24 protein-coding genes and 1 pseudogene are annotated in these 25,093 nt (G+C 66.8%); 12 read left to right on the plus strand and 13 right to left on the minus strand.

The features are described from left to right. A pseudogene (locus tag DZC52_RS15445) lies at nt 1–205 on the plus strand (hypothetical protein); the annotation flags it as partial. Nucleotides 206–252: 47 nt separating this feature from the next. On the opposite strand, the gene DZC52_RS02545 reads toward DZC52_RS15445, so the two are convergent. After that, nucleotides 253–891 (minus strand): response regulator, encoded by a 639-nt coding sequence (locus DZC52_RS02545; RefSeq protein WP_116649549.1) that lies wholly within the window; start codon nt 889–891, stop codon nt 253–255. Nucleotides 892–1,029: 138 nt separating this feature from the next. Here DZC52_RS02545 and coaE point away from each other — a divergent pair, with 138 nt between their 5' ends. Next, the gene (gene coaE, locus DZC52_RS02550) at nt 1,030–1,650 is read left to right on the plus strand and encodes a dephospho-CoA kinase (protein WP_116649550.1); all 621 of its coding nucleotides are present in this window, start codon (nt 1,030–1,032) and stop codon (nt 1,648–1,650) included. Here coaE and fusA read toward each other — a convergent pair. Beyond that, entirely contained in the window at nt 1,613–3,655 is a 2,043-nt protein-coding gene (gene fusA / locus DZC52_RS02555) for an elongation factor G (protein WP_116649710.1), read from the minus strand. The two genes, coaE and fusA, sit on opposite strands and share 38 nt — an antisense overlap. Nucleotides 3,656–3,831: 176 nt before the next feature. On the opposite strand from fusA, the gene DZC52_RS02560 reads away from it, so the two are divergent. Next, nucleotides 3,832–4,338 carry a glycine zipper 2TM domain-containing protein gene (locus tag DZC52_RS02560; RefSeq protein WP_116649551.1) on the plus strand — a complete coding sequence of 169 codons (507 nt, stop codon included), beginning with the start codon at nt 3,832–3,834 and terminating at the stop codon, nt 4,336–4,338. 56 nt (nt 4,339–4,394) lie between these two features. Here the strand turns inward: DZC52_RS02560 and DZC52_RS02565 are convergent, their stop codons facing one another. After that, nucleotides 4,395–6,410, minus strand: coding sequence for a S9 family peptidase (locus DZC52_RS02565; RefSeq protein WP_181918736.1), 2,016 nt, complete (start codon nt 6,408–6,410; stop codon nt 4,395–4,397). A 90-nt stretch (nt 6,411–6,500) separates the two neighbouring features. Here DZC52_RS02565 and DZC52_RS02570 point away from each other — a divergent pair, with 90 nt between their 5' ends. After that, complete coding sequence (locus DZC52_RS02570) at nt 6,501–7,403, plus strand: CsiV family protein (protein WP_116649553.1); 903 nt, start codon at nt 6,501–6,503, stop codon at nt 7,401–7,403. Continuing rightward, a complete protein-coding gene (locus tag DZC52_RS02575) occupies nt 7,400–8,728 on the plus strand; it encodes an MFS transporter (RefSeq protein WP_116649554.1) in 1,329 nt (442 codons plus the stop codon). The genes DZC52_RS02570 and DZC52_RS02575 overlap by 4 nt, the downstream gene beginning before the upstream one ends. A gap of 33 nt (nt 8,729–8,761) precedes the next feature. On the opposite strand, the gene DZC52_RS02580 is transcribed toward DZC52_RS02575, so the two are convergent. Continuing rightward, nucleotides 8,762–9,106, minus strand: a complete 345-nt coding sequence (locus DZC52_RS02580) for a histidine triad nucleotide-binding protein (RefSeq protein WP_116649555.1) — start codon at nt 9,104–9,106, stop codon at nt 8,762–8,764. 29 nt (nt 9,107–9,135) lie between these two features. Next, nucleotides 9,136–9,819 (minus strand): SDR family NAD(P)-dependent oxidoreductase, encoded by a 684-nt coding sequence (locus DZC52_RS02585; RefSeq protein ID WP_116649556.1) that lies wholly within the window; start codon nt 9,817–9,819, stop codon nt 9,136–9,138. Nucleotides 9,820–9,932: 113 nt separating this feature from the next. Here DZC52_RS02585 and DZC52_RS02590 point away from each other — a divergent pair, with 113 nt between their 5' ends. Continuing rightward, on the plus strand, nt 9,933–10,220 hold the full coding sequence (locus DZC52_RS02590; protein ID WP_116649557.1) for an FmdB family zinc ribbon protein: 288 nt from the start codon (nt 9,933–9,935) through the stop codon (nt 10,218–10,220). Nucleotides 10,221–10,241: 21 nt separating this feature from the next. On the opposite strand, the gene DZC52_RS02595 is transcribed toward DZC52_RS02590, so the two are convergent. From DZC52_RS02595 to efp, 5 genes are read right to left on the minus strand one after another with little or no spacing between them, the layout of a single operon-like run. Next, nucleotides 10,242–11,075 carry a squalene/phytoene synthase family protein gene (locus DZC52_RS02595; RefSeq protein WP_181918737.1) on the minus strand — a complete coding sequence of 278 codons (834 nt, stop codon included), beginning with the start codon at nt 11,073–11,075 and terminating at the stop codon, nt 10,242–10,244. Then, on the minus strand, nt 11,075–11,761 hold the full coding sequence (locus DZC52_RS02600; RefSeq protein ID WP_116649559.1) for an HAD family hydrolase: 687 nt from the start codon (nt 11,759–11,761) through the stop codon (nt 11,075–11,077). The genes DZC52_RS02595 and DZC52_RS02600 overlap by 1 nt, the downstream gene beginning before the upstream one ends. A 4-nt stretch (nt 11,762–11,765) precedes the next feature. Next, nucleotides 11,766–12,482, minus strand: coding sequence for a bifunctional 2-polyprenyl-6-hydroxyphenol methylase/3-demethylubiquinol 3-O-methyltransferase UbiG (gene ubiG, locus DZC52_RS02605; RefSeq protein WP_116649560.1), 717 nt, complete (start codon nt 12,480–12,482; stop codon nt 11,766–11,768). After that, the gene (locus DZC52_RS02610; protein ID WP_116649561.1) at nt 12,479–13,825 is read right to left on the minus strand and encodes a TRZ/ATZ family hydrolase; all 1,347 of its coding nucleotides are present in this window, start codon (nt 13,823–13,825) and stop codon (nt 12,479–12,481) included. The genes ubiG and DZC52_RS02610 overlap by 4 nt, the downstream gene beginning before the upstream one ends. A gap of 4 nt (nt 13,826–13,829) precedes the next feature. Beyond that, on the minus strand, nt 13,830–14,399 hold the full coding sequence (efp, locus tag DZC52_RS02615; RefSeq protein WP_116649562.1) for an elongation factor P: 570 nt from the start codon (nt 14,397–14,399) through the stop codon (nt 13,830–13,832). 78 nt (nt 14,400–14,477) lie between these two features. Here efp and epmB point away from each other — a divergent pair, with 78 nt between their 5' ends. Both epmB and DZC52_RS02625 read left to right on the plus strand, forming a co-directional pair. After that, complete coding sequence (epmB, locus tag DZC52_RS02620; protein WP_116649563.1) at nt 14,478–15,485, plus strand: EF-P beta-lysylation protein EpmB; 1,008 nt, start codon at nt 14,478–14,480, stop codon at nt 15,483–15,485. A gap of 54 nt (nt 15,486–15,539) precedes the next feature. Next, nucleotides 15,540–17,597, plus strand: coding sequence for an EAL domain-containing response regulator (locus DZC52_RS02625; RefSeq protein ID WP_116649564.1), 2,058 nt, complete (start codon nt 15,540–15,542; stop codon nt 17,595–17,597). Nucleotides 17,598–17,614: 17 nt separating this feature from the next. Here DZC52_RS02625 and htpX read toward each other — a convergent pair whose 3' ends face one another. Continuing rightward, a complete protein-coding gene (gene htpX, locus DZC52_RS02630; protein WP_116649565.1) occupies nt 17,615–18,496 on the minus strand; it encodes a protease HtpX in 882 nt (293 codons plus the stop codon). Nucleotides 18,497–18,569: 73 nt separating this feature from the next. Between htpX and gluQRS the strand changes: the two genes are divergently transcribed. The 4 genes from gluQRS to xseB are packed head-to-tail and all read left to right on the plus strand — an operon-like array spanning nt 18,570 to nt 22,078. Then, a complete protein-coding gene (gene gluQRS, locus DZC52_RS02635) occupies nt 18,570–19,469 on the plus strand; it encodes a tRNA glutamyl-Q(34) synthetase GluQRS (RefSeq protein ID WP_116649566.1) in 900 nt (299 codons plus the stop codon). A 47-nt stretch (nt 19,470–19,516) separates the two neighbouring features. After that, nucleotides 19,517–20,476, plus strand: a complete 960-nt coding sequence (locus tag DZC52_RS02640; RefSeq protein WP_116649567.1) for an acetyl-CoA carboxylase carboxyltransferase subunit alpha — start codon at nt 19,517–19,519, stop codon at nt 20,474–20,476. Between the two features lie 16 nt (nt 20,477–20,492). Next, entirely contained in the window at nt 20,493–21,806 is a 1,314-nt protein-coding gene (tilS, locus tag DZC52_RS02645) for a tRNA lysidine(34) synthetase TilS (RefSeq protein WP_116649568.1), read from the plus strand. Beyond that, a complete protein-coding gene (gene xseB / locus DZC52_RS02650; RefSeq protein ID WP_116649569.1) occupies nt 21,803–22,078 on the plus strand; it encodes an exodeoxyribonuclease VII small subunit in 276 nt (91 codons plus the stop codon). Before tilS ends, xseB begins: the two co-directional genes overlap by 4 nt. A 31-nt stretch (nt 22,079–22,109) precedes the next feature. Here xseB and lolA read toward each other — a convergent pair whose 3' ends face one another. Further along, a complete protein-coding gene (gene lolA, locus DZC52_RS02655) occupies nt 22,110–22,721 on the minus strand; it encodes an outer membrane lipoprotein periplasmic chaperone LolA (protein ID WP_116649570.1) in 612 nt (203 codons plus the stop codon). 58 nt (nt 22,722–22,779) lie between these two features. Beyond that, entirely contained in the window at nt 22,780–25,038 is a 2,259-nt protein-coding gene (locus tag DZC52_RS02660) for a DNA translocase FtsK (RefSeq protein WP_116649711.1), read from the minus strand. Nucleotides 25,039–25,093 lie beyond the last annotated feature (55 nt).

Genomic DNA, 25,093 nt, shown 5'->3' on the forward strand with positions numbered 1-25,093 from the left:
GCAGAAGCCGGAGCAGAAGCCGGAGCAGAAGCCGGAGCAGAAGCCGGAGCAGAAGCCGGAGCAAAAACCGGACTCCGGCCAGCAAAAGCAGCAGAAGGACTCATCCGGTGAGAGTTCGGGCAAGAGCGGCGAAGACCGTCGCCGGGACAGCTCGGGTGCCATTCCCGAAGGCGGCGGGATCTACCGCCTCAAGGACGGGGACTGATCAAGGTAGATGCCCCGGGCCGGCTGGCCCGGGGCGTTCCTGAGACGTCAGACTTCGGAAACAAGCCCGTGACGCAGGGCCATGCGCAGCAGCTCGACTTCGCTGCCCACACCGACCTTGTCGTAAATCCGGTACTTGTACGTGGCAACCGTCTTCGGACTGACGTTGAGCACTTCCCCGATCGATTGCATGCGCATGCCCTGGGTCAGCATCAGGGCGATTTCCAGTTCGCGCCCGGTCAGCTCCTGGAACGGCGATTGCGGCGTGCCCGGCAGCAGTGAGATGGCCAGTTGCTGGGAGATGTCGGCGCCGATGTAGCGTTCGCCCTGTGCCACCTTGCGAACGGCGCGCAAGAGTTCGCCTGCATCGCAGGCCTTGGTGAGATAGCCCGAGGCACCGGAATCGAGTAGCCGGGCCGGCAGCGGCGGTTCGCTGTGCGCAGTGAGCACGATCACTCGCACATCGGGTTGCGCCTTGAGGATTCTCTCGGTGGTTTCCAGCCCCGACAGGCCGGGCAACCCGACGTCCATGAGGACCAGGTCGGGTTCGAGTTTGCGTGACAGGCGGATGGCGTCCTCGCCGGTGGAAGCCTCGCCGGCGACCTCAAGGTCGCTCGCTCCAGCCAGTATGTTCTTCAGCCCCGTGCGGACCAGATCGTGATCATCGACAATCAGGATATCGGTCAATTGCTTGTCCCCGTGTTGCGAACTACCCTCCCGCGGGAATTACACTACCGCAGTTTGATGGACGAGTGAAGAACGTTTCAACGGAGCCCGCTCGGCAAAATGACTGGCAACGCGAATCAAAGAACGCAGGAAGGCCCCATGCTGGTCGCCCTGACCGGTGGCGTGGCCAGCGGCAAGACCAGCGTTTCGGACCGCCTGTCGGCACGGGGTGTTCCGGTGGTGGATACCGACCTCATCGCGCGTCAGGTCGTGGCCCCGGGCAGCCCCGGACTGAATCGGGTCGTGGAAGCATTCGGGCCGGAAATACTGGATTCATCGGGCGCGCTCGACCGGCGGGCATTGCGCGAACGCGTCTTCGCTCGCCCCGAAGCGCGAGAGCGGCTCGAGGCCATCCTGCATCCGCTGATCGAGAAGGAAGCCCGCCGGCAGGTCGCACTGCACCGGGAAGCCGACTACGTGGTGCTCGTCGTCCCTCTGCTCGTCGAGTCCGGGCTGTTCAAAGATGCCGACCGGGTCGTCGTCGTCGACGTGCCCGAGTCAGTGCAGATCGAACGCCTTGTCGAGCGGGACAATGTCGACCGCAGCCAGGCGGAGTCGATGCTTGCCGCCCAGGCTACGCGACCCAACCGCTTGGCGGCGGCCACCGATGTCCTGGATAACAGCGGCTCAATCGAGGAGCTCATGGAGGCCACCGACGAGCTTTACGAGAAGCTGACCCGGCTCAGTCGTCGTCCCCCACGCGCGCCTCGAATGCCTTGATCAACTCGGACTGATCGTTGGCCGGAACCGCGTCGTAGTGGGAGAAGGACATGGTGTAACGCCCTTCCCCGCCGGTCATGCTCTTGAGTTCGGTTGGGAATTCCGCCAGGGCGGACAAGGGGACGGCGGCCGAAACCGTCGTCAGTCCGCCGCGCAGGCTGTCGGTTCCCTGGATGCGGGCCCGCTTGGATGCCAGCGAACCGGTTACGTCGCCCATCGATGAGTCGGGCACGGTGACTTCGAGTTCCACCACGGGTTCGAGGACCTGGGGCCCGGCGTTGCGAACCGCGTCGAGGAATGCTTTGCGACCGGCGATGACGAAGGCCACTTCCTTCGAGTCGACCGGATGGTGCTTGCCGTCGTAGACCACGGCCTCGACGTCCTGGAGCGGAAAACCCGCAATCGCGCCTCCCTCGAGCAACTGCCTCACGCCCTTTTCCACCGCGGGGATCAAGCTGGTGGGGATGGCGCCACCGACAACCTCGGAGCGAAAAACGAAGCCCTCGCCACGACCCAGCGGCCGGACCCGCATGAACACCTCGCCGAACTGGCCGGCGCCGCCGGTCTGTTTCTTGTGGCGGTAGTGCCCTTCGGCCGGTCGCGTGATGGTCTCGCGATAGGCGATCCGGGGGTTCCGGGTCTCGACTTCGACGTTATAGCGCTGCTTCATGCGCTCGAGCATGACGCGCAGGTGCATCTCCCCGAGCCCGCGAACAACCGTCTCGTTCAACTCCTGATTGTGTTCGACGAGGAAGCAGGGATCCTCCTCGGCCAGGCGACCCAGCGAGGCGGCGAGTTTCTGCTCATTGCCGCGGGTGGTCGCCTCCACGGCGAGACCGAACATCGGCTGGGGAAAGTCGATCGGCTTGAGGTAGTAGTGGTCTTCGTCGTGGCTGTCGTGGAGGATGTCGTCGTAGTGGATATCCTCCACCTTGGCCAGGGCGCAGATGTCACCCGGCACGGCTTCATCGACCTCGATGTGCTCCTTGCCCTGGATCCGATAGAGGTGGGCCGCCTTGACCGGCTTCCGGCCCTCGCCGACATACAACTGCGTATCGGGCCGGACCGTTCCCTGGTAGACGCGAAAGATGCTCAGCTTGCCGGCATAGGGATCGTTGCTGACCTTGAACACGTGCGCCAGCACATGACTGTCGGTCTCGAGACTGGCCTCGACCCGTTCGCCGTCGGGCCCTTTCCGGAACGGCGGCGGATTGCCTTCCAGCGGGCTCGGCAGGAGATGCCGGCAGAAGCGCAGGAACTCGCCGCAACCCGCGCCCGTCAACGCCGAGGTGAAGCAGATCGGCACCAGGTGCCCCTCGCGCAACGCCTTCTCGAAGGCGTCGTGCAGAGATTGCGGGTCGATCTCTGCCCCGTCGAGGTAGCGTGACATGAGCGCTTCGTCGACCTCCACGACCTGATCGACGATCTCGGTGTGTGCGTCGGCCACCGAAAAGATGTCCGTCTCGCCATCGGTCTTGAAGAAGCAGTCGCGGACCGTGGCGCCGTTATCCGTCGGCAGGTTGATCGGCAGGCACTCGGCGCCGAATTCCTCCCGTATGTCGCGCACCAGTTGCTCGAGATCCGCTCCCTCGGCATCCATCCGGTTGATGACGATGATGCGGCAGAGCTTGCGCTGCTTCGCCCGCCGCATAAGCCGTCGGGTCGACATCTCGATGCCGGCCGACGCGTTGACGACGATGGCCGCGGTTTCCGCCGCTCCCATGGCGGCCAGGGCCTGTCCCCGGAAGTCGGGATCGCCCGGCGTGTCCAACAAATTGACGTGGACATTCTCGAACGACAGGGAAGCGATCGATGAATTCAGGGAGTGCTGGTGTTCCCTCTCGAGGGGATCGAAATCACTGACTGTCGTACCCCGTTCGAGTGATCCCGGCTCACCGAGAACACCCGCCTTGACCAGCAGCATCTCCATCAGGGATGTCTTGCCGGAACCCCCGTGACCCAGCAGGGCCACGTTGCGTATCGCGCCGGTTTCGTGCTCCGCCATGCTTGCCTCCTCGAGCGGCAGCCATGGATGCATCGTAATCCAGCGGCAAGGGAATCGGCAAATGGCCGCTGTCGACAGTCGGCCCGGCAGGGATTCAGAAGCGATTCAGCCATGGGCGACTAGGCTTTCTCCCAACGCTGAGCGACAGCCTCATTCCAGTCGATGGAGAACGCAAGATGAAGACAAGATTCCTGATCATGAGCGCCGCCCTGGCGGCGAGCAGCCTGGCCCTGGCCGGCAGCGACGACTACGAGTGGGCACGGGTCGTGGACGTGGAGCCGATCCGGGAAGTTCATCGCACGCCGGTCGATCGCGAAGTCTGCAGGCCCGAAACCGCTTACGTCAGGGAGCGCCGGCACTCGCATGCACCCACGGTGGTCGGTGCGATCATCGGTGGCGTCATCGGCAACCAGTTCGGCAGCGGCAGCGGCCGGGATGCCGCCACGGCGGCCGGCGCCCTGCTCGGCGGCGCCATCGGACACGACGCTTCGAAGGCCCGTGACGGGCGGCGGCACCCGGTGGTACGCGAACGCTGCAGAATCGAGCGAGACTGGCGCGAGCGCCCCGTGAACCGCGGCTACCGCGTCACCTACGAATACGGCGGACGGCTGCATCGAACCACGATGGACTACCGCCCGGGAGACGCCATCCGGGTGCGCGTATCGGTCGATCCCCTCGACTGATCGCCTCCCGCATCCAGCGGCAAGGCGGGCCGGTGCCCGCCTCGCCTTGCGGCCCGCTACTCGAACGGGGCGTAATCCAGGTCCCTCGGCGGCGGATCACCGCCTTCGCCCTTGAGGTAGTGGTTCATCCACCGCATCAGTCGCAGGCTGTAGTCCCAGCGACTGGCGGCCCTTCGATTGCCGTGCCCCTCTCCGGGGTAAAGCACCAGCCGAACCGGCGGCGGATCGTCCTGCAGTTTCAGGTAGCGATACAGGATGCGCGACTGCGTGGGATCGACGCGGGGGTCCGCCGCGCCGTGCAGGATCAGGATGGGCGTCTGCGCCCGCTCCACGTAGTAGATGGGGCTTGCTTCCCGGTACAGGTCCCAGTCCTCCCAGGGCCAGGTGCGGTAGTGAACCTCGTAGAGTTCCTGTGGGATGTCGGAGGTGCCCAGCATGGCGATCTTGTCCGACAGGCCCACGTTCATGACCGCTGCGGCAAAACGCTCCGAGTAGTAGGTCGCTCCCCAGGCCGTGGCGTAACCACCGTAGGAACCGCCGGTGATGCCCACGCGCTCGCCGTCGACCCAGCCGCGCTCGATGAGATGGTCGACGCCGTCGACCAGGTCGTCGAACTCCTCCCTGGCCGGACGGCCCTGTGAGCGCAGCGCGAACTCCACGCCGCGCCCGGTGCTGCCCCGGTAGTTGGGATAGAACATGAAATAGCCTTCCGCGGCTGCGTGCTGCGCCGGCAGGTTGTAGCTGGTCAGCCAGCCATTGGAGTAGTGGCTTTCCGGTCCGCCGTGGACGGCGAGTATCAGCGGGTAGCGTTCGCCCTCTTCGTAATCCAGCGGCCAGACCAGCAGGCCCTGGATCATCAGTCCGTCGCGCGCCTCGTACTCGACGACCTGCTGGCGCGCCAGCTCCACCTGCTCGAGCCAGGAGTTGCCGTTCGTCAGCCGATCGGCATCGTCACCGGCGAGAGCATGCACCTCGCGGGGATACTCCGGGGACGACGCCGCGAACGCGATGCGATCACCGCTTGCGTCGATCGACGTCGCGATCAGGTCGTCGCCCGACAGCAGGGTTTCCTCGCCGCTGCCGTCGGCGGCAATGCGCCCGATGCGAGAAGACACGCCCTCGTGGCTGAGGAAAACGATCCGCTCGCCTTCCCAGTCGACATCGATGACGTGACCTTCCAGACCTTGCATGAGATGCGTCCATTCGCCGCCGCCGTCGTCGGTGACCAGCAGCCTGCCGGCCCGGGTGTCCTTGATGGTCTCGGTGCCGATCAGCGCCAGATGACGACCGTCGTCGCTCCAGGCGACGTCGGCGAGCTTGCCTGGGTTTTCCACCCGGCCCAACTCCTCGCCCTGCGGCGTCACGATCCGGACGCGCTGGAACATGAGCGTATCGTCGACGAGCTGGCGGGGCGTTACCCGCAGGGCCAGCCGGTCCCCGGCCGGCGACCAGTCCACCGCCTGAACCGATCCGTCCATCTCGATGCGGCGAGGCTCGCTGTCGCCGGCCAGATCGTGGACCCAGAGATGACGCGGCCTCATCTCCTCCTCGAAGACGATTGCGTCGAAGCCCTTGTCGCGGAGCGCTTCCCTATCCGACCCTTCGGGCTCGCCCGCCACCAGGGCGACCGCGCTGCCGTCCGGCGCAAAGCTGTAGTCGATCACGCCATCGCCGGCGCCGGCAATGCGCCGGGCCTCGCCGCCGTCTACCGGAATGCCATACAAGGCGGCATGCTCGTCGCCCTCGCGCTTGTCGACGAAGGTGATGGCGGCGCCGTCGGGCGTCCAGCCGATATTGCCGATATCCACTTCCCCGGTGATGAAGCCGCGCACTTCGCCCCCGGAGTCGATCAGGTGCAGTTCCCGCCAGGCGGGACCGTCCTCCTGGTCGGCCAGGTCTCGCGGCACCGCGCGGGTAAAAGCGATCCGGCGACCGTCGGGGCTCAGCGCCACTTCCTGCACTTCGCTGAGACGGGCGATCTGTTCCAGGCTCATGCCGTCGGCGAAGACCGGCTGCGCGAGCCACGCGCAGAGCAGCAGGAGCGACGGGAGGATGGTGCGGGTTCGAATCATGACGCTATCCGGAATTGACTTGGAGGATGGAAAAAGATAACAGACAGCCGACATGCCGATGTGCGCAAGTCTCGGTTACACTCTTGCGCCATGAAACCGACGCTGTCGATACTGCTCATCGCCCTGGCCTGCGCGGCCGCGGCCGTCCCCGCGCACGCCCAGGACGAGGGCCCGGAGCGGGCCTTCTACCGGGTCGAGGCGATTGTCTTCACCCATGCCGGCGGCCAGGCCGACGCCTGGCCGGCGCCGGGACCCGCCGACCATGCCGGCGCGCTCGATCCGGCCTGGAAGGCGTTTGCCCGCGAGCAGGAACTCAAGCGCTTGGAACGCGAGGAACCGTCTTCGGAAACGGAGCTTGAAGCGGCCCTGAGCATGGTCGAGACGATCGCCAGCCTCGAGAGCGGCGAGGAGTCGCTGACCGAGGCGCTGCTGTATCCCGAACCCTGGCTGTCGCTGGAGTCGCTGTCCGACCCGATGGCCCAGGCCAGGACCCGTCTCGAGCAGTCCGGCGCATTCCGGGTTCGCGCCTGGCTCGGCTGGCACCAGCCGCTCGATGAGTCGACCGCAGCAAAGGCGGTCCGAATCCACGACGATGTCCCCGTTGCCGCGGACTGGGTGACCGTGACGCCTTCCGGGCGCATGCTGCGCCGGGGCGAGCCGGTGCGCGCCGCCGAAGATCTGGCTCCGGCTTTCCACTACCGGCTCGACGGCATCATCCGTCTGCGGCAACGCCAGTTCATGCACGCCGACGTGACCCTGGACTGGCGCGTGCCCCAGCAAATCGGTCCATCGTCCTGGCCGCCCTGGCCCACCCGTCCCAGGGAACCGGAACTGGATGTCCACAGGCTGGATCAGAGCCGGACGATCCGACCCGGGCGCTTCGAATACTTCGATTCCGAATGGCTGGGCGTGATCCTGCGCGTCACGCCCTACCAGCCCGCGCCGACCCAGGAGCGCCTCGATGAGGCCGGCGCACCGGCCGGAACGCCATGAGGGAACGGCTGTTTGCCAGCACCCGCCTGGAGGGCATCTACCAGAAGCTGGTCAACGAGGAAGACGCACGCGTCTGCAAGGACATCGACGACGACGCCTGCCGGGTCGTCCCGGGCAATTTCTTCCTGCAGGTGATCACGCAGTTCTTCACCAAGCTGGGCGATTCCATCGCCAATCCCAAGACGATCCTGGCGTGGCTGCTCGCCGCGCTCTCGGCGCCCGGCGTCTTTACCGCGTTCCTGGTACCCGTGCGCGAATCCGGTTCGCTGATTCCCCAGCTGCTCATCGCCAGTTTCGTCAGGCGCCAGGCGGTCAGGAAGTGGACCTTCGTCCTCGGCAGCGTGCTCCAGGCCCTGGCGGTCGTGGGCATGGCTCTGGTGGCCGTCACCCTGACCGGCACCGCCGCGGGCGTGGGTCTGTTGTCCGCGCTGGTGCTGTTCAGCCTCTCGCGGGGCCTCTGCTCGGTGGCGTCCAAGGACGTACTCGGAAAGACCGTGCCCAAGACCCGCAGGGGTCGCGTCAGCGGCTGGTCGGAGTTCCTTGCCGGGTCGATCACCATCGGCGTCGGCGTGGTGCTGCTCTTCGACGGCAACGGAGGCGGCGACCGCGGCGTCTACCTGGTGCTGCTCGCCATCGCCGCCGGACTGTGGCTGGTCGCCTCGGCGAGCTATGCCATGATCCGCGAGTTCCCGGGCGCCACCGAAGGCGGCGGCAACGCCCTGGCCGAGGCGATCAAGCGCCTCGACCTGCTCCGGACCGATCCCGATTTCCGGCGCTTCGTGATCGCCCGCTCGCTGCTGCTTTGCTCCTCGTTGAGCGCGCCCTTTTTCATCATGCTGGCTCACGAGCGCACGGAAGGCGCGCTGCTGGTGCTGGGCCTGTTCGTGATCGCCGACGGCATCGCCAGCCTGGTGTCCGCGCCGTTCTGGGGACGATTCGCCGACGCGTCGAGCCGACGCGTGATGATCCTGGCCGGTGCCGCTGCCGCTCTCGTCGGAATCCTTCTGGTCGGCGTGGTTCACGGCCTGCCCGTGGTGGCCGACAGCGCGTGGCTCTATCCCCTGTTCTTCTTTCTGCTGGCGATCGCCCACTCCGGGGTCCGGCTGGGCCGCAAGACCTACATTGTCGACCTGGCCGGCGGCAACAAGCGTACGGACTATGTCGCGGTGAGCAATACGGTCATCGGCGTAGTGCTGCTTCTGACGGGCAGCGTGGGCGCCCTCACCACCGTCATGCCGACGTCGGGCATCATCCTGATCCTCGCCGGAATGGGCCTGGCGGGCGCATTCCTCAGCAGCCGCCTTCCCGAAACGCAGCAGGGCTGACCACGGGCATCCGAGCGGCGCGGTGGCGAAGCCTCAGCCCGGCGGCCATTGCATCTGCCGTCCCCCGAGCAGGTGCAGATGGATGTGGAATACCGATTGTCCGCCATTGTCATTGCAGTTGAAAACCAGCCGGTAGCCGTCGTCGGCAAGGCCTTCATCGTTGGCGATCTGCCTGGCGGCGAGCACCATCCGCCCGACCAGGCCGGCGTCATCGCCTGCGAGGTCGTTGATGGTCGGAATCCGTCGCTTGGGAACCACGAGGATGTGCACGGGCGCCTTCGGGTCGATGTCACGAAACGCCAGCAGTTCGTCGTCTTCGTGAACGATGTCGGCGGGGATCTCGCGGTCGATGATCTTCAAGAACAGGTCGTCGGACATGATCGCTCCTCTACTCGTGGAATGCGTCGTCAGGAATGATCGCCCTCGCGAACCGCCGCGACAACCCTGTCGGCCGCGGAAGCCGGGCTCGGAAGGTGCTCGGGCGAATCCGAAGGCCAGGCCGCCACCCGCAGACGGCTGTAGAAGGGACCGGGATCGACCTCGACAACCCTGGCGCCGCTGCGCGCGCGTTCGGCCTCGAGCACGCGGGCCATCTGCCTTCTGCCGGCCTGGGCCACGCCATAGGCTCCCCAGCCGCCCGGCTTGTCCAGGCAGTGCTCGTCCCCGATAAAGACGATCGTGGCGTCCGCCGACATCAGCGGTGCCAGCACTGCGGTGAGCATGTAGGGCGCCGTCAGCGAGGTCTGGATGATCTCCAGCCACTCGCCGGGTTGTTGCTGCAGCATCGGTCGCAGGGCATGAAAGCTGGCGGCGTTGTGCACCAGCACGTCGATGCGCCCGAACTCGCCTTCCAGCACTTCGGCCAGGCGCTGGTAGTCGTCCGGCCCGGCCCCTGCGAGATCCATGGGCATCAGGGCCGGCGCCCGGCCCAGCGTCTCCTGGATTTCGTCGTGAAGGGCATCCAGGGCCTGCGCCTGTCGGTCGACGGCTATGCAGTCGGCGCCGTCGTTCATCACCCGGCGCACCAGCGCGCTGCCCAGCGCTCCGGCGGCGCCGGTCACCAGCCAGACGGGCTTGCTCGATTCGGTCATTACTCGCTCTTCCCCGTTTCGGATCCTTGCAGGCCGAGCATTGTCTCAGATTCCCCCCTCGAGAGGGCGCCGGGCCGCTGTTGCGGCCGCGCCCGGGGCGGTACAATCGGGCCATGCCGTTCTACGAATACGTCAGCACCGATCCGCACGCCGGCTGCGACTACTGCGGCAAGCCGGTCACCATCCTGCAGAAGATCGGCGATCCGCCGATGAAGAAGTGCCCCTATTGCGGGCAGGAAGTACGCCGGCTCATCTCGCCGCCCAGCCTGGCCGGCCAGAACTCGCGCGCGCCGTCGACCGGCGAGGTGGAAAAAGCCGGTTTCACCCAGTACCGCAAGATCGGCAAGGGCGTCTACGAGAAATCGGCCGGCAAGGGTCCCGACATCATCAGCTCGGACTGAAGCCGGGCGCGACGATCCGGCTCAAACCGCCCGCCGCAAACGTCTGGCCGCCCGCCAGGCTGTCCACACGTTGCCTGCATGCCCCGTCCGAACCCGGCGCTCCAGGATGCGTCGGGGATGTCGCGCAAGCAGCCGCGCCATCCGCAGATCGAGTTCGTGCGCCACGAGCAGATGGCGCTGACGCCACGCGACGTCGGCCGGAATGCCGTCCCTTGCCGCGACAGCCTGTCTCGAGCCCTCTTCCAGCCAGGCGCGGATCATGCCGTCCCAGCCTCGCCCGGCGGAACCATCGAGCACGTCCTGCCGCGCCACCTGGTACTCGGCCTGGAGATCGAGGGGTACGAGCCAGCGATTGGCGCGCGCGTCCACGCCGATGTCCCGAACCAGCCTGACCAGGTAGGCGAATGCGCCCAGGGCCGACCAGTCGGCGCGGTCCACATCGTCGGCATCGACCAGTTCGGCCTCCAGCCGGGCCGCCGGTCCGCCGAGGGCAAGGCAGTGTCGCCAGGCGTCTTCCTGTCGCTCGAAGCGGGGGCTTTCCAGGACTTCGGCAACGCTGCCGATCAGGGAATCGAAACGCGCCGGCGCGATGCGATCGGCCGCCCCGCTGGCCACCAATGCTTCGACGGCCGGGTGAGCGGCGCGATCACGCAGGGCATCGCCCCACCAGGCAAGCTTCTTGCGGCCAACGTCGGCCTCGCTGACCGTATCGGGGACGGCAGCGATCTCGGAAATGACCGCGCGCAGGGCCACGATCCCGTCCTGCCACCGTTCGGGCGCGAAATGCAGCGACGCCGCCAGCGGACTGCCGCGACCCAGCATCCGCGCACGACTCCAGTCCAGGGGCGCCTCCATCAGCCGGCCCGTCGCGTCCCGAACAGCCCGAGCAGCTCGGCGGGGTGATCGATCACCGCGTCGGCCCGCCATGCTTCCGGCCGCTCGCCGGCGGGAAGATAACCCCAGGCCGCCACCACGGTCCGCGTTCCGGCGGCGGCACCGGCCTCGACATCGCGTCGGTCGTCGCCGACGAACACGACCCGGTCCGGCCTTGCGCCCAGGGCCTGGCAGGCCGCGAGCACGGGCTCCGGGTCGGGCTTGGGCCGGACCACCCGATCGCCGGTGACCAGGCAGCCGAACCGGTCCGCCCAGCCGGCGTGTGCGACCACGGGTTCGGCGAAACGGCTGATCTTGTTGGTGACGATCCCCAGGCGAACACCCTGCCCGCTCAGCTTCTCGAGCAGCTCTTCGATGCCGTGGAACGGCGAAGAATGTGTCCAGCAATGCGTGGCATAGAAATCCAGCAATTGTTCGCGCAGGCGATCGCGCTCGGCCTCGGGACGATCGGCCCAGCCCTCGAGGCCCGCGCCCAGGATGCCGGCGGCGCCGCGTGAGACGTGCTCGCGCAGTCGTTGATGATCGCCGGGCGGAAGATCGAGACCCGCGCGCACATGGTCGAGCGCCGCGAGCAGATCCGGGGCCGAGTCGATGAGGGTGCCGTCCAGGTCGAACAGGACGGCCTCGGGCATTGCCGCCGTCGGCATGGGCTTACTCCGGCCGCGTGGCGAGAAGGAAGTAGTTCACCCGGGGAACGCCGCCGATGTGCACGGTGCGGGAGACGGGGTTGTAGCTCATGCCCGTGATCTCCTCCACTCTCAGTCCGCTGCGCCGGCAGGCCGAGGCGAGTTCTTCCGGCCGGATCAACCGATCGTAGCGATGCGTACCCCGCGGCAGCAAGCCAAGTACGTACTCGGCGCCCACGATGGCCGTCGCCCAGGCCAGCGGTGATCGGTTGATCGTGCTGAACAGGAGGTGACCGCCGGGCCGGCACAGTTCGGCGCAGGCTTCGACCGTCTGCGCCGGATCGGGTACGTGCTCGAGCATCTCCAGGCAACAGACGACGTCGAAAGCCGCGGGGGCCTCCTGTGCCAGCGACTCAGCGGTCACGTGACGGTAGTCGATCTCGAAACCGCTCTCGGCCGTGTGCAGCCGCGCCACTTCCAGGGCTCTCGAGGCCGCGTCGATGCCGATCACCTGAGCCCCGCGCTCGGCCAGGGCCTCGCTCAGCACGCCGCCGCCGCAGCCCACGTCCAGAACGCGGCGGCCCGCCAGGGGCACGCGCTCGGACAGGAACTCGACCCGGGGACCGTTAATGTCGTGCAGGGTCCTGAAGTCGCCCTCCGGATCCCACCAGCGCGCCGCCAGGGCGTCGAACTTGCCCGACTCGCGCGGATCGACGTTGTCGCCGGAGACGCCGGCATTCATGACCGGATCTCCCCGGCGCCGCCCTGGTCGCTGGCCAGCAGGCGCCTGCCCCACTGTTCCGCTTCCCGGGCGGTCCGGTCGGCATCCAGCGTGGTCAGGGCTCCGCCGTCGACCACCCGGCGGCCCTCGATCCAGACATCGCTCACCTGGCTGCGCGAGGCCGCATAAACCAAATGCGAGATGACGTGGTGGACCGGTGACGTTTCCATCGCCGACAGGTCGACGGCAGCCAGATCGGCGCACTTGCCCACTTCGATCGAGCCGATCCGATCTTCCTGACCGAGCGCCTTCGCCCCGTTGATCGTGGCCATGGAAAGCGCACGTTCGGCCGGAACGGCTTCGGGATCGCCGCTGGCGCCCTTGGCCAGCAGCGCGGCCAGGCGGGTCTCGGCGAACATGTCCAGGGTGTTGTTGCTGGCGGCCCCGTCGGTGCCGATGGCTACGTTGACGCCGGCGGCGTCGAGGTCGGCGACCCGACAGATGCCGCTGGCGAGCTTGAGATTGGAGGCGGGACAATGCAGCACGTGCACGCCGGCGCGGGCCAGCCGGGCGATGTCGGCATCGTCGAGCTGGGTCATGTGCACGGCCAGGAGCCGGTCGGTCAGCAGGCCCAGGACGTCCATGCGGTCGAGGGGCGAGAGACCGTACTGGTCGATGCTGCCCTGGATTTCGCCGGCGGTCTCCAGCAGGTGCAGATGGACCGGAATGTCCATTTCCTCGGCCAGGGATCGGATCCGGTGAAAGGCCTTGTCGGTGACCGTGTACGGCGCATGCGGCGCGAAGGCCGAAGAGACCAGGGGCATGTCGAGCAACTGCTGGTGCATGTCCAGGCCGCGGCGGAAATACTCGTCCTCCGTCTGGGCCCAGGCCGTCGGCACCGAAATGATCGGGATGCCGATGACCGACCGCATGCCGACCCGGTCGGCCGCGGCGGCCGTCACGTCGGGGAAGAAATAGTTGTCGTTGAAGCAGGTCGTGCCGCCCCTGAGCATCTCGGCCATGGCCAGGTCGGTACCGACGCGAACGAACTCCGCTCCGACCCAGCGCTGTTCGGTCGGCCAGATGTGATCTTCCAGCCAGCGCATCAGCGGCAGGTCGTCGGCCAGCCCGCGCATCAGCGCCATGGCGCTGTGGGTGTGGATGTTGACCAGGCCGGGGATCAGCGCACGCTCGGGCAGCTCGGTGACCGTCGCATCGGGATATTCCCGGCGCAGTTCATCGCCATGCCCCACCGCGGCGATCCGTCCGGCCTCGATCAGCACGCCGTGGTTCTCGAGCACGACGCCTTCCGGCCGGACCGGAACGACCCAGCGCGGAAGGAGGATTTCGCGAACGGCACTCACTTGATCAGTCCTTGACCCGCGACATGTACTCGCCGGTGCGCGTGTCCACCTTGATGACCTCGCCCTCCTGCACGAACAACGGGACACGAACCGTCGCGCCGGTTTCGAGGTGCGCGGGCTTGCCGCCGCTGCCGGAAGTGTCGCCTTTCAACCCGGGATCGGTCTCGACGACCTTCAGCTCGACGAAATTGGGCGGCAGGATCTGGATCGGCGCACCGTTCCAGAGCGTCACCTGGCACATGTCCTCTTCCTTGAGCCACTTGGCCGAGTCGCCGATGGCCTTCTCGTCGGCGGGAAGCTGCTCGAAGGTCTCGGGATCCATGAAATGCCAGAACTCTCCGTCGCTGTAGAGATACTGGACTTCCTTTTCGAACACATCGGCGGCCTCGACCGTGTCTCCGGATTTGAAGGTCCGCTCGATCACTCGCCCGGTCAGCAGGTTGCGGACCTTGACCCGGCTGAAAGCCTGGCCCTTGCCCGGCTTGACGAACTCGTTCTCGACGATGTTGTAGGGATCACCGTCGAGAATGATCTTCAGGCCCGATTTGAACTCGTTGGTACTGTAGGTTGCCATGATCACTCCGGATTACAATGACGCCCCGGCCGCGGGGCTCGGGGCGATGATTCTTCTGGATGCCAGCAAAGCTGACCAATGAAAACGGATAGTTTAGCGCGAACGACGTTTGCACCCAAGCAAGCAGACTGGCGCGACCAGATCAAACGGGCGGTCCGCGACCCTGCCGTGTTGCTCGAGAAGCTGGGCCTGGCGCCGGGCGACGAGCCTGCCGTGAGCCGCTTTCCGATGCTGGTACCCCAGGCCTTCATCGACCGGATGCGCCCGGGACACCGGCAGGACCCGCTGCTGCTCCAGGTTCTCCCCGAACGCCAGGAATCGGAAGTCGCGGCAGGCTTCAGCGACGACCCCGTGGGCGACGGCGCGAGCTCGGCCGAACGCGGCGTGCTTCACAAGTACCGCGGCCGCGTGCTGTTGATCACAACCGGCGCCTGTGCCGTTCATTGCCGTTACTGCTTTCGCCAGGCCTTTCCCTACGCCAACCAGCATGCCGGATCCGGTCAGTGGCGCGCGGCGATCGACTACATCGCCTCCGACGACAGCATCGAGGAAATCATCCTCTCCGGCGGGGATCCGCTGATGCTGCCCACCCGGCGGCTCCGGGAATTGACCGCGCGGCTGGCCGGCATTCCCCACATCCGGCGGCTTCGCATTCACACCCGTCTGCCGGTCATTCTTCCCGACCGCGTCACCACCGACCTGCTCGACTGGCTCGGCGAACTGCCCTGGCCGGTGGTCATGGTGATTCACGCCAATCACGCCAACGAATTCGACGCAGCGGTCTGCGAGGCCCTGCAAGGATTGCGGATGCGGGGCGTGCACCTGCTCAACCAGGCGGTCCTGCTGGCCGGGATTAACGATTCATCGCCGAGACTTGCCGACCTGATGCGGCGCTCTTTCGAGGCCGGCGCCCTGCCCTACTATCTCCATCTGCTCGACCCGGTGTCCGGCGCCCATCGTTTCGATACCGATTCGTTCCGGGCCCTCGAGATGATGGACGCCCTGCGGCGGGAGCTGTCGGGTTATCTTGTTCCCCGACTGGTTCGCGAGGTCGCCGGCGAACCCTACAAGCTGCCGGTACTTTAATCGGCCGCTCAGCAGCGATAAGATTCAACACGATACGAGACACAGGCAGCCCTGATGGCCAACCAGCCGACCGAAATCCGCATTCTCACCGTCACCGACGATCCGTCCGCGCCGCGCCAGCTCCAGCAGATGCTCGGAGACGATGCCGGCGTGCGAACCCTGTTCGCCGACACCGGCAACGCCGTGTCGCGCACGTTCGAGTCCGAGCGCGTCGACATGGTGGTCGTCAAGGTCGATTCCGCCGACCTGCCGCTGTTCGAATCCAGCGTGCGGGCAGCCCGTGAACAGGACCGCTTCGTGCCGGTGCTCGCGATGATCGAGGAAGAGGACACGAGTTCGGCGATGGCTGTGGCCGCCGTCGGTGTGGAGGGTTTCGTCAACCAGGCCGGACTGCGGCAGCTCAAGCGCCTGGCGCTCAGCCAGGTCGAATCACTGCGGGCGCGCAAGGACGCGGACCAGGCGCTCAAAAGCCTGGCCGACATCGAGGACCGCTACACTCTGCTTCTGGACAGTTCCAGCGAGGCCATCGCCTACATCCACGAAGGACTGCACATCTACGCCAACCGGGCGTACCTGGAACTGTTCGACTTCGAATCCTTCGAGGATCTCGAGGGCCTTTCGATGCTCGACCTGCTCTCGGCCAGCGACGAAGTGCCGGATCTCAAGCAGGTGCTCAAGGCCATCGCCCGTGACGAACTTCCGGACGAACCCCTGCAGCTCAACGCGCACCGCCAGGACGGCTCCGCCTTCACCGCTTCGGTGGACTTCTCGCCGGCACGCTACGGCGGCGAATACTGCGCCCAGATGCTGGTTCGCGAAAAGGTCGCCGGGTCCGATCCGGAGCTCGAGGAAGAACTTCGCAAGCTCAAGACCTCCGACCTGCTGACGGGCATGCTCAACGCGCCGGCCTTCATCGACCTGCTCAACCAGACGGTTGACGGCCGCGCCGATACCGCCGGCCTGTCGGTCCTGGCGCTTTCACTCGACAACCACGACGAATTGCTCGACAAGGTCGGCGTGGGGGCCACCGACGACCTCGTCAGCGGCACCGGCGATCTGTTCCGAGATGTGGTCGGCAAGGATTACACGATGGCGCGGTTGCGAGATCACACCTTCGCGCTGATCGCCGACTGCGACGACAGGGCGCAGGCCGAGAAACTCGCCAGCGATATCGTGGAGAACTGCTCGGGACGCATCATCGACGTGCGCGACAACAGCCTGACGGTCTCCGTGGGCGTCGGCCTGGCCATCGCCGGCAGCGAGCTGCCCCACCCCGAGGCCCTGATCGAGCAGGCCGAATCGGCCCTGGCCGAAGCCTTGCGCGCCGGCGGAAACGGCTTCGTGCGCTACCGCCCCCGCGTATCGGCCGAAGGCGACGAGGACGATGCCGCCTGGGCGGAGCGCCTGCGGCACGCGCTCGACCACGACGAGTTCGGGCTGGTGACCTCGCCGATCACCAGCATGGAAGACGACGAATTCCTGATCAGCGAAGTGGAAACCCGGCTGCGGCCCGAAGACAGCGACGAGGTCGTCCTGCCCTCGGTCTACATGCATATCGCGTCGCGCGTGGGCCTGGCCCCCAAGGTCGATGCCGACATGATGGATCGCCTGCAGGCCCTGGCCAACGAACGCAACGACGAGAACGGCCAGTGGCTTGTGCCGCTGAGCCTGGAGACCATCACCGACGAACAGTCCGCGCTCGACCTGTTCAAGCGCCTGGGCGATCCCAGCCTGGATCCCAAGCGGATGATCTTCGGCTTCCGTGAACCCGAGATTCGCGAGAAGCTTCGGCCCGTGCAGAGCTTCATCGAACGCTTCCGCGAAAGCGGCTGCCGTTTCGCGCTGTGCGACGTCGGACCCGAGGCACCCGCCGAGAGCCTGCTGCGCCACCTGAGCGTCGATTTCCTCCGCCTGGCACCGGAAATGATCCAGGACTTGAGCGGCAACGACGCGCTGCGACAGAAGCTCTCCACCCTCGTCGCCCACGCTCGCGAACACGACACCCGCATCATCGCGCCCAAGGTCGAGAACACCGGCGACCTGGCCACGCTATGGCAGTTCGGGATTATCCTCGTGCAGGGCGAGTTCGTGCGCGAAGAGGCGTCGGCCTAAAGCGGCGGCTGCGCCGCCTACCGCGCCCCTTCCGACAGGGCCCGAATGCGCTCCTCCAGCGGCGGATGGCTCATCAGCAGGCGCCTGATGCCCCCGCCGACTCGTCCGCGAATTCCGAAGGCTTCGACCGATTCCGGCAGCTGCGCCGGACCGTGAACCTGTCCGAGGCGTTTCAGCGCCGCGATCATGTTCTGGCGGCCGGCGAGCTTTGCGCCACCGGCATCGGCCCGGAACTCGCGCCAGCGCGAAAAGGCCATGGTGATCATGCTTGCGAGGATGCCGAGCACGATCTGCAGCACGATGACGACGAGGAAGTAGCCCGGACCGTAGCCGCGCTCGCTGCGGAACACGGCGCGGTCGATGATCTGGCCGAGCACGCGCGAAAGCAGCAGCACCAGGGTATTGAGTACGCCCTGGAGCAGCGTCATCGTGACCATGTCGCCGTTGGCGACGTGGGACACCTCGTGGGCGAGCACGGCCTCGACCTCGTTGGGGCGCATGTGTTGAAGCAGGCCGCTGCTGACGGCGACCAAGGCGTTGTTGCGCGATGCGCCGGTCGCGAAGGCGTTGGGCTCGGGCGCATCGTAGATTGCGACGTCGGGCATCCCGATGCCCGCCTCCTTCGCCTGTCTGGCGACGGTGTCGACCAGCCATTGCTCGGTGCCGTTGCGCGGCTTCTCGATGACGTGGGCGCGCGTGCTCATCAGCGCGATCTTCTTCGACATCAGCAGCGACACGATGGCGCCACCCATGCCGAAGACCACGGCGATGATCAGGATCGCGGCGTTGTTGACGTCGATGCCCTGCCGCACGAGCCAGGGCTCGAGCAGGTTCATCACCGTGCCGAGAACGACCAGGACCGCCAGGTTGGTGGCCAGGAAGAGGACGATTCTGCGCATGACGACTTTGTCTCCGAACAGGACGATTCGATGGCTAAAATGGCGGCATGCGCGTGCCTTTCCAAGTCCTTTCATGACGGCCCCCGACGGCGCCCCGCCCGCCTACATCGGCCGCTTCGCCCCGTCGCCCACGGGCGCCCTGCACTTCGGCTCCCTGGTGGCGGCCGTGGGCAGCTACCTGCGCGCGCGCAGCCTCCGCGGCCGCTGGCTCGTGCGCATCGAGGACCTCGACCCGCCCCGCGAAGTGCCGGGAGCTGCCGAGGAGCAGGTCGAGACACTGGCCGCATTCGGCCTCGTTCCGGATGCCCCGGTCGCCTACCAGAGTCGCTCCGCCGCGCTGCACCAGAAGGCATTGCAGCAGTTGCTCGACAGCGGCGCGGCTTACTGGTGCGGATGTAGCCGTCGCGACCTGCCGGATGACGGCATCTACCCGGGCACCTGCCGGCACGGTTTGCCGCCCGGACGCGAACCCCGCAGCGTCCGCATGCGCACCGACAACGCGGAAATCGAATGCTTCGTCGACGCGGTTCAGGGCGAGTATTGCGACCACCCCGGTCGCATGGGGGGCGATTTCATCATCCTGCGCGGCGACGGACTGATTGCCTACCAGCTGGCCGTCGTGGTGGACGACGCGGCCTCGGCAATCACGGAAGTGGTCCGCGGCGCGGACCTGATCGATTCCACGCCGCGCCAGCTGCTGGTCTACCGCCGTCTCGGCCTGAAGCCGCCGGACTGGATGCACCTGCCGATCGTCACCGACGACAACGGACGCAAGCTGAGCAAGTCCGACGACGACGACCCGGTTATCGCCCGTCCGCGCGCGGAAGCCCTGCGCCTTGCCTTGCGCGCTCTCGGCCACGAGCCACCGGCGGGCGCACGATGGCTCGATACCCAGATGAACTGGGCCCTGGCCAACTTCGACATCGCGCGAATCCCGCGCGGCCCCGTCGCCGTCGGGGTTCATCCCCTGTAACGACAACGTTATACTCGTCGATTGACCAGCGGCAGCCCCAAGACCGAATGAACCCGAACTATCTCGATTTCGAACAGCCCATCGCCGAGCTCGAGGCCAAGATCCGCGAGCTGCGAAACGTCGGCTCCGGCGTCTCCATGAACCTGGAGGAAGAAATCCAGCGCCTCGAACAGAAGTGCCGGGAGCGCACCGAGACGATCTTCTCGGAGCTGAGCGACTGGCAAATCTCGCAGCTGGCGCGGCATCCCCAGCGCCCCTACACGCTCGACTACGTGCCCATGGTGTTCGATCGCTTCGAGGAGCTGCACGGCGACCGCCATTTCGCCGACGACCACGCCATCGTCGGCGGCCCGGCGATGCTCGACGGGCTCAGCGTCATGCTCATCGGCCACCAGAAGGGCCGCGACACGCGCGAGAAGGTCTACCGCAACTTCGGCATGCCGCGCCCGGAAGGCTACCGCAAGGCCCAGCGCCTGATGGAAATGGCCGCGCGCTTCAGAATGCCCATCGTGACCTTCATCGACACGCCCGGCGCCTATCCCGGGGTCGGCGCAGAAGAACGGGGTCAGTCCGAGGCCATCGCCCGTAACCTGGCCGTGATGGCGCGCCTGCCCGTTCCCGTCATCTGCTTCGTCATCGGCGAAGGCGGATCCGGTGGCGCCCTGGCCATCGGCGTCGGCGACCGCACCACCATGCTCCAGTACAGCATCTACTCGGTCATCTCACCGGAAGGTTGCGCCTCGATTCTGTGGAAGAGCGCCGACAAGGCGCCGGTGGCCGCCGAAGCCATGAGCCTGACGGCCAACAAGCTCAAGAAGCTCAAGCTCATCGACAAGGTCATCAAGGAGCCCGCCGGGGGCGCGCACCGCTCTCCGCACGAGGTTGCCGTTCGGATCCGGGAGACCATCGTTGCCCAGATCGATTACCTCGCCAGCCAGCCGGTCGAGACCCTGCTGTCCGAACGCTACCAGCGGCTGATGGCGCACGGGGCCTTCGAGCAGGCCTGAGGCGCCTGCCGCGGCCATGCCGGCCGACTTCCCCGATCCGACCACCCTGCCCGGCCGCGGTCGCATCGTCGTGGCCTTCAGCGGCGGACCCGACTCGGTCTGCCTGCTTCACCTGCTCGCGCGGGCCGAGCCCGGACGGGAGCTCGCCTGCATCCACGTCGACCACGGCCTCGATCCCGAAAGCGGCGAGCGCGCCCGGCGCGCCGCCGCCATCGCCGCTCGATTGGGCGTGGCCTGCGAAATTCTCCGCGTCGAGGTCGAAGCCGAACAGGGTCCCGAGGCCAGCGCCCGCCGCGCCCGCTACATGGCCCTCGAGCGGAGCATGGCGACCGACGACGCGTTGCTCACCGCCCACCATGCAGACGACCAGGCTGAAACGGTCCTTCTGAGACTGCTGCGAGGCGCGGGACCCGACGGCCTGGCGGGTATTCCGGCCGTTCGCCGATTCGGCCCGGGGTGGCTGGTCCGCCCCTTGCTGGGATGGACGCGATCCGACATCGAACGCTGGCTCGAGCGCCACCGACTCGACTGCATTCGCGACCCGGCGAACGACTGCCCCGACTTCGACCGCAACTTCCTTCGCCAGGAGATTTTGCCCGCGCTGCGCGAACGGTGGGCCGGCGCCGACCGGGCCCTCCTGCGCAGCGGCCGCCTGTGCCGGGGAGCGGCCGATTTTGTCGCCGAGCAGGTGGCGCGAGATCTCGAAAACGCACCCGACGAAAGCGCTGCACTGCGACTGGAGCGACTGGCCGCCGACAGCGACTACTACCGCGGAGCGGCGATTCGCGCCTGGTGCATTCGCGAGGGGTTCGAACCGCCACCCGGTCGACGGCTGGACACTTTCCTTGAACAGCTTTCCGCCGCTGCCGACGACCGCTGCCCGGAGCTGCGCTGGGACCGGGCCGTGCTGCGCCGGTGGCGCGATCGCCTCTGGCTCGATGTCGATGTTCCTGAAACCGGCGACTGGCGCCTGGACTGGAACGGCATCGAACCCCTGTCCCTACCCGGGCAGCTGGGCGTCATGAAGCTCGCCGGCGCCGCTGGACCGGCACTGGGCCTGGCCGTCGGCAGCCCGGGAGAAGACGACGCTTTTAGGATCCACGAAGCCGAGGAACGACGCGACTGCAAGCGTCTGCTCACCGACGCCGGCGTTCCGCCCTGGCAGAGAGACCTGTGGCCGCGCCTGTGGCTGGAGGGCCGCCTGGTGGCGCTGGGGGCACGCTGGCTCTCTCCCGACTTCCGGCGGCTGCTCGAGCGGCGCGGACAGACGCTCGTCTGGGAGACCGGGCCACGCCGTTTGGCGAAAGCTGGGTTAGAATCGGGCGCATGAGCAAGCAAGCTGCAAGCACCAAGGGTTCAGGCGCGGAAAAGTCCGGGGAAGCGCCGGATTTCGAGACCTCGCTGGCCGAACTGGAAGGACTGGTCGAAGCGCTCGAGTCCGGCGATCTCAGCCTGGCCGAGTCGCTCGAGCGCTTCAAGCGCGGCGTCGAGTTGTCCAAGCATTGCCACGAGATGCTGGATCAGGCCCGTCAGTCCGTCGAGATCCTCACGCGCCCGGAAGACGAAGCCTCCGCACAGGCTTTCGACAAACCGGCGGGCTGAACAGGCAAAAGCGACCCAAGGCCCGGTTCGCTCAATAGCCTTCGAGTACGTCCACGCCTTCGGGCACGGTGAATTCGAACAGCTCGGCATCGAGCTGCGGATTGCGCGTCAGCTCCAGCAGGCGCAGACGCGTCAGCTGGCCGAAGCTGTCCTGCAGCTCGAGCTGCCAGGGCAGTCCGTCGCGAAAGACCAGCCGGCCCTCGACGATGTCGGTGCCCTCCTCGAGCGGTTCGAACTCGATCAGTTCCCGCCCCGAAGCCGTCACCCGGTAGAAGCGGTCGAGCAGCTCCGGCCGCATCAGGACCAGCAGGGGCGACTGGTCCGCGCCCGGCTGATCACGCACAGTGACCTGCTCCAGGGAAACGTCATAGTGCCAGAGCTTTTCGCCGTCGGCGACGATCTCCTGCGGGAAGGGCTCGCCGTAGCTCCAGCGAAAGCGGTCCGGACGCGAGTAGTAGAGCTCGCCCGACGACTCTTCGGTGATGCGGCCTTCGGCGTCGATCGTCACCTGTTCGAAGCGCCCCGACAGGGTGTCGAGGCCGTCGGCGAAAGCGTCCAGTTGCGCCCTGCCGTCCTGCGGCGTCCCGGAAGCGGAAACCGTCAGCAGGAACGCGGCCAGCCAATCGATGATCATCTCGGACATTCTCCTTCGAAGCGTTGCGCTTGAGAGTGTGCTCCGACCACGCTGAACGGCGACTGACTCAGTCGCGCGGCGGCGGCTTGGGTGCGAGCACTTCCCGCTGGCCGTTGTGCTCTGGCGGACTGACCACGCCCTGGGCCTCCATGTCCTCGATCAGGCGCGCGGCGCGGTTGTAGCCGATGCGCAACTGGCGCTGTACGCTCGAAATCGAGGCGCGCCGGCTCTCGAGCACGTAGGCGACCGCCTTGTCGTAGAGTTCGTCCTCGGAATCGCCGCTGCCACCGCCTTCCGGCAAGCCCGTGGCCCCGATCTGCTGGCCGTCGGCCATGGTCTGGGTCTCGGACAGCACCTCGTCGAGGTAGTCGGGTTCGCCCTGCTGCTTGAGCGACTCCACCACCGCGTGCACTTCGTGGTCGTCGACGAAGGCGCCGTGGATACGCTCGGGCAGGCCGGAACCCGGTGGCAGGTAGAGCATGTCGCCGTGACCCAGCAACTGCTCGGCCCCCTGCTGGTCCAGGATGGTCCGGGAATCGACGCGGGACGACACCTGGAAGGCCATGCGCGTAGGGATGTTGGCCTTGATCAGGCCGGTAATCACGTCCACCGACGGCCGCTGCGTCGCCAGGATGAGATGGATGCCCGAGGCGCGCGCTTTCTGGGCCAGGCGAGCGATCAGCTGCTCGATCTTCTTGCCCACGATCATCATCAGGTCGGCGAATTCGTCGACCACGACCACGATGTAGGGGAGCTGCTCCAGCACCGGCTTGTCTTCACCTTCAGCCAGTTCAGACGGGTCCACGAAGGGATCGGGGATCGGCTGCCCCTTGTCGGCCGCTTCCTTGATCTTGCGGTTGTAACCGGCCAGGTTTCGCACCCCCATCGAGGCCATCAGCTTGTAGCGACGCTCCATTTCGGCCACGCACCAGCGCAGCGCGTTGGAAGCGTCTTTCATGTCGGTGACCACCGGCGTGAGCAGGTGCTGGATGCCTTCGTAGACCGACAGCTCCAGCATCTTGGGATCGATCATGATCAGGCGAACCTGGTCCGGCGTGGCCTTGTAGAGCAGGCTCAGGATCATGGCGTTGATCGCCACCGACTTGCCCGATCCGGTCGTGCCGGCGACCAGCAGGTGCGGCATGCGGGCCAGGTCGGCGACCATCGGCTTGCCGGCGATGCTCTTGCCCAGGCCCAGGGTCAGCGGCGAGCTCGAACGCGCATAGGCCTCGGAGGCCAGGATCTCGCGCAGGTAGACGATCTCCCGGTTCTGGTTGGGGATCTCCAGGCCGATGACGCTCTTGCCGGGGATGACGTCGACGACGCGGACCGAGATCACGCTCAGCCCCCGCGCCAGGTCCTTGGAGAGATTCGAAACCTGCGCACCCTTGACCCCCGGTGCCGGCTGCAGTTCGAAGCGGGTGATGACCGGGCCGGGGTGCACGGCAACGACCTCGACTTCGACACCGAAGTCGGCCAGCTTGAGCTCGACCTGGCGGCTCATGGCCTTGAGCGCTTCCTCGGAATAGCCCGCCCGCTTGGCCGGTGCCTCGTCGAGAAGCTCCAGCGGCGGCAGTTCCCCGGGCGAGAGGTTCTTGAACAGCGGCTGCTGCCGCGCCTTCTTTTCCTCGGGCTTGCTGATCTCGGGTTCGACGCGCGGCTCGATCCGCACTTCCTTGCGCGATTTGCGCTTGATCGAATCGCGCTTGCGAACCTCTTCGCGCTCGGCACGGGCACGCCGCCCCGCGAACCAGTCGCGGCCCTGGACCAGCTTCTCTGCCGACCAGGCGAAAGCGCTCAGGGCGAAACGGCCGGTGCGGTCGACCACGTCGATCCACGACAGGCCGGTAAACAGCGTGATACCCCCCAAAAAGATGCTCAGACTGATGAGCACGCCGCCGGTCAGCCCCATGGTGCCGACCATGGGCCCGGACAGCACATCCCCGATGACGCCGCCGCCGGGGTGGGACCCGCCATCGGGCGCCTGCATCGAAAGCAGCATGCAGCCGGTCAGCACTGCCAGCAGCAGGCCCGCCGTCCGAACGCTCCACTCCGGCAGGCCTGCGGGTTCACCGCGTTCGCTCAATACCCGAAAACCGGCGAAACCGATCAGCAGGGGCGCCGTATACGCCATGTAACCGAACAGGACGAGGAACAGGTCGGCCAGCCAGGCGCCGAAAGCGCCGCCGAGGTTGTCGATGTCGGAATCGGCCGCGGCCCGCGACCAGCCCGGGTCGGACGCGTCGTGACTGACCAGGCACAGCAGCAGGTAGACGGCCGCGACGAGGATCAGCAGGAACAGCGCCTCGGAGAGACGCCGTTTCATGGCCAGCGCGGATTCGTCGACCTTTTCGCTCTTCTTCGCGCGCTGGCTCACCTGC

Origin of the sequence: Wenzhouxiangella sediminis (genome assembly GCF_003410055.1) — a bacterium.
Classification (GTDB): domain Bacteria; phylum Pseudomonadota; class Gammaproteobacteria; order Xanthomonadales; family Wenzhouxiangellaceae; genus Wenzhouxiangella; species Wenzhouxiangella sediminis.

What these genes read in the sequence shown, in the direction of transcription:
- DZC52_RS02640 (WP_116649567.1), top strand. Translation starts at nt 19,517, where the DNA reads ATGAACCCGAACTATCTCGATTTCGAACAGCCCATCGCCGAGCTCGAG.
- coaE (WP_116649550.1), top strand. Translation starts at nt 1,030, where the DNA reads ATGCTGGTCGCCCTGACCGGTGGCGTGGCCAGCGGCAAGACCAGCGTT.
- lolA (WP_116649570.1), bottom strand. Translation starts at nt 22,721, where the DNA reads ATGTCCGAGATGATCATCGATTGGCTGGCCGCGTTCCTGCTGACGGTT.
- tilS (WP_116649568.1), top strand. Translation starts at nt 20,493, where the DNA reads ATGCCGGCCGACTTCCCCGATCCGACCACCCTGCCCGGCCGCGGTCGC.
- fusA (WP_116649710.1), bottom strand. Translation starts at nt 3,655, where the DNA reads ATGGCGGAGCACGAAACCGGCGCGATACGCAACGTGGCCCTGCTGGGT.
- DZC52_RS02660 (WP_116649711.1), bottom strand. Translation starts at nt 25,038, where the DNA reads ATGAAACGGCGTCTCTCCGAGGCGCTGTTCCTGCTGATCCTCGTCGCG.
- xseB (WP_116649569.1), top strand. Translation starts at nt 21,803, where the DNA reads ATGAGCAAGCAAGCTGCAAGCACCAAGGGTTCAGGCGCGGAAAAGTCC.
- htpX (WP_116649565.1), bottom strand. Translation starts at nt 18,496, where the DNA reads ATGCGCAGAATCGTCCTCTTCCTGGCCACCAACCTGGCGGTCCTGGTC.
- DZC52_RS02580 (WP_116649555.1), bottom strand. Translation starts at nt 9,106, where the DNA reads ATGTCCGACGACCTGTTCTTGAAGATCATCGACCGCGAGATCCCCGCC.
- ubiG (WP_116649560.1), bottom strand. Translation starts at nt 12,482, where the DNA reads ATGAATGCCGGCGTCTCCGGCGACAACGTCGATCCGCGCGAGTCGGGC.
- gluQRS (WP_116649566.1), top strand. Translation starts at nt 18,570, where the DNA reads ATGACGGCCCCCGACGGCGCCCCGCCCGCCTACATCGGCCGCTTCGCC.
- DZC52_RS02625 (WP_116649564.1), top strand. Translation starts at nt 15,540, where the DNA reads ATGGCCAACCAGCCGACCGAAATCCGCATTCTCACCGTCACCGACGAT.
- epmB (WP_116649563.1), top strand. Translation starts at nt 14,478, where the DNA reads ATGAAAACGGATAGTTTAGCGCGAACGACGTTTGCACCCAAGCAAGCA.
- efp (WP_116649562.1), bottom strand. Translation starts at nt 14,399, where the DNA reads ATGGCAACCTACAGTACCAACGAGTTCAAATCGGGCCTGAAGATCATT.
- DZC52_RS02575 (WP_116649554.1), top strand. Translation starts at nt 7,400, where the DNA reads ATGAGGGAACGGCTGTTTGCCAGCACCCGCCTGGAGGGCATCTACCAG.
- DZC52_RS02560 (WP_116649551.1), top strand. Translation starts at nt 3,832, where the DNA reads ATGAAGACAAGATTCCTGATCATGAGCGCCGCCCTGGCGGCGAGCAGC.
- DZC52_RS02600 (WP_116649559.1), bottom strand. Translation starts at nt 11,761, where the DNA reads ATGCCGACGGCGGCAATGCCCGAGGCCGTCCTGTTCGACCTGGACGGC.
- DZC52_RS02565 (WP_181918736.1), bottom strand. Translation starts at nt 6,410, where the DNA reads ATGATTCGAACCCGCACCATCCTCCCGTCGCTCCTGCTGCTCTGCGCG.
- DZC52_RS02570 (WP_116649553.1), top strand. Translation starts at nt 6,501, where the DNA reads ATGAAACCGACGCTGTCGATACTGCTCATCGCCCTGGCCTGCGCGGCC.
- DZC52_RS02595 (WP_181918737.1), bottom strand. Translation starts at nt 11,075, where the DNA reads ATGGAGGCGCCCCTGGACTGGAGTCGTGCGCGGATGCTGGGTCGCGGC.
- DZC52_RS02590 (WP_116649557.1), top strand. Translation starts at nt 9,933, where the DNA reads ATGCCGTTCTACGAATACGTCAGCACCGATCCGCACGCCGGCTGCGAC.
- DZC52_RS02585 (WP_116649556.1), bottom strand. Translation starts at nt 9,819, where the DNA reads ATGACCGAATCGAGCAAGCCCGTCTGGCTGGTGACCGGCGCCGCCGGA.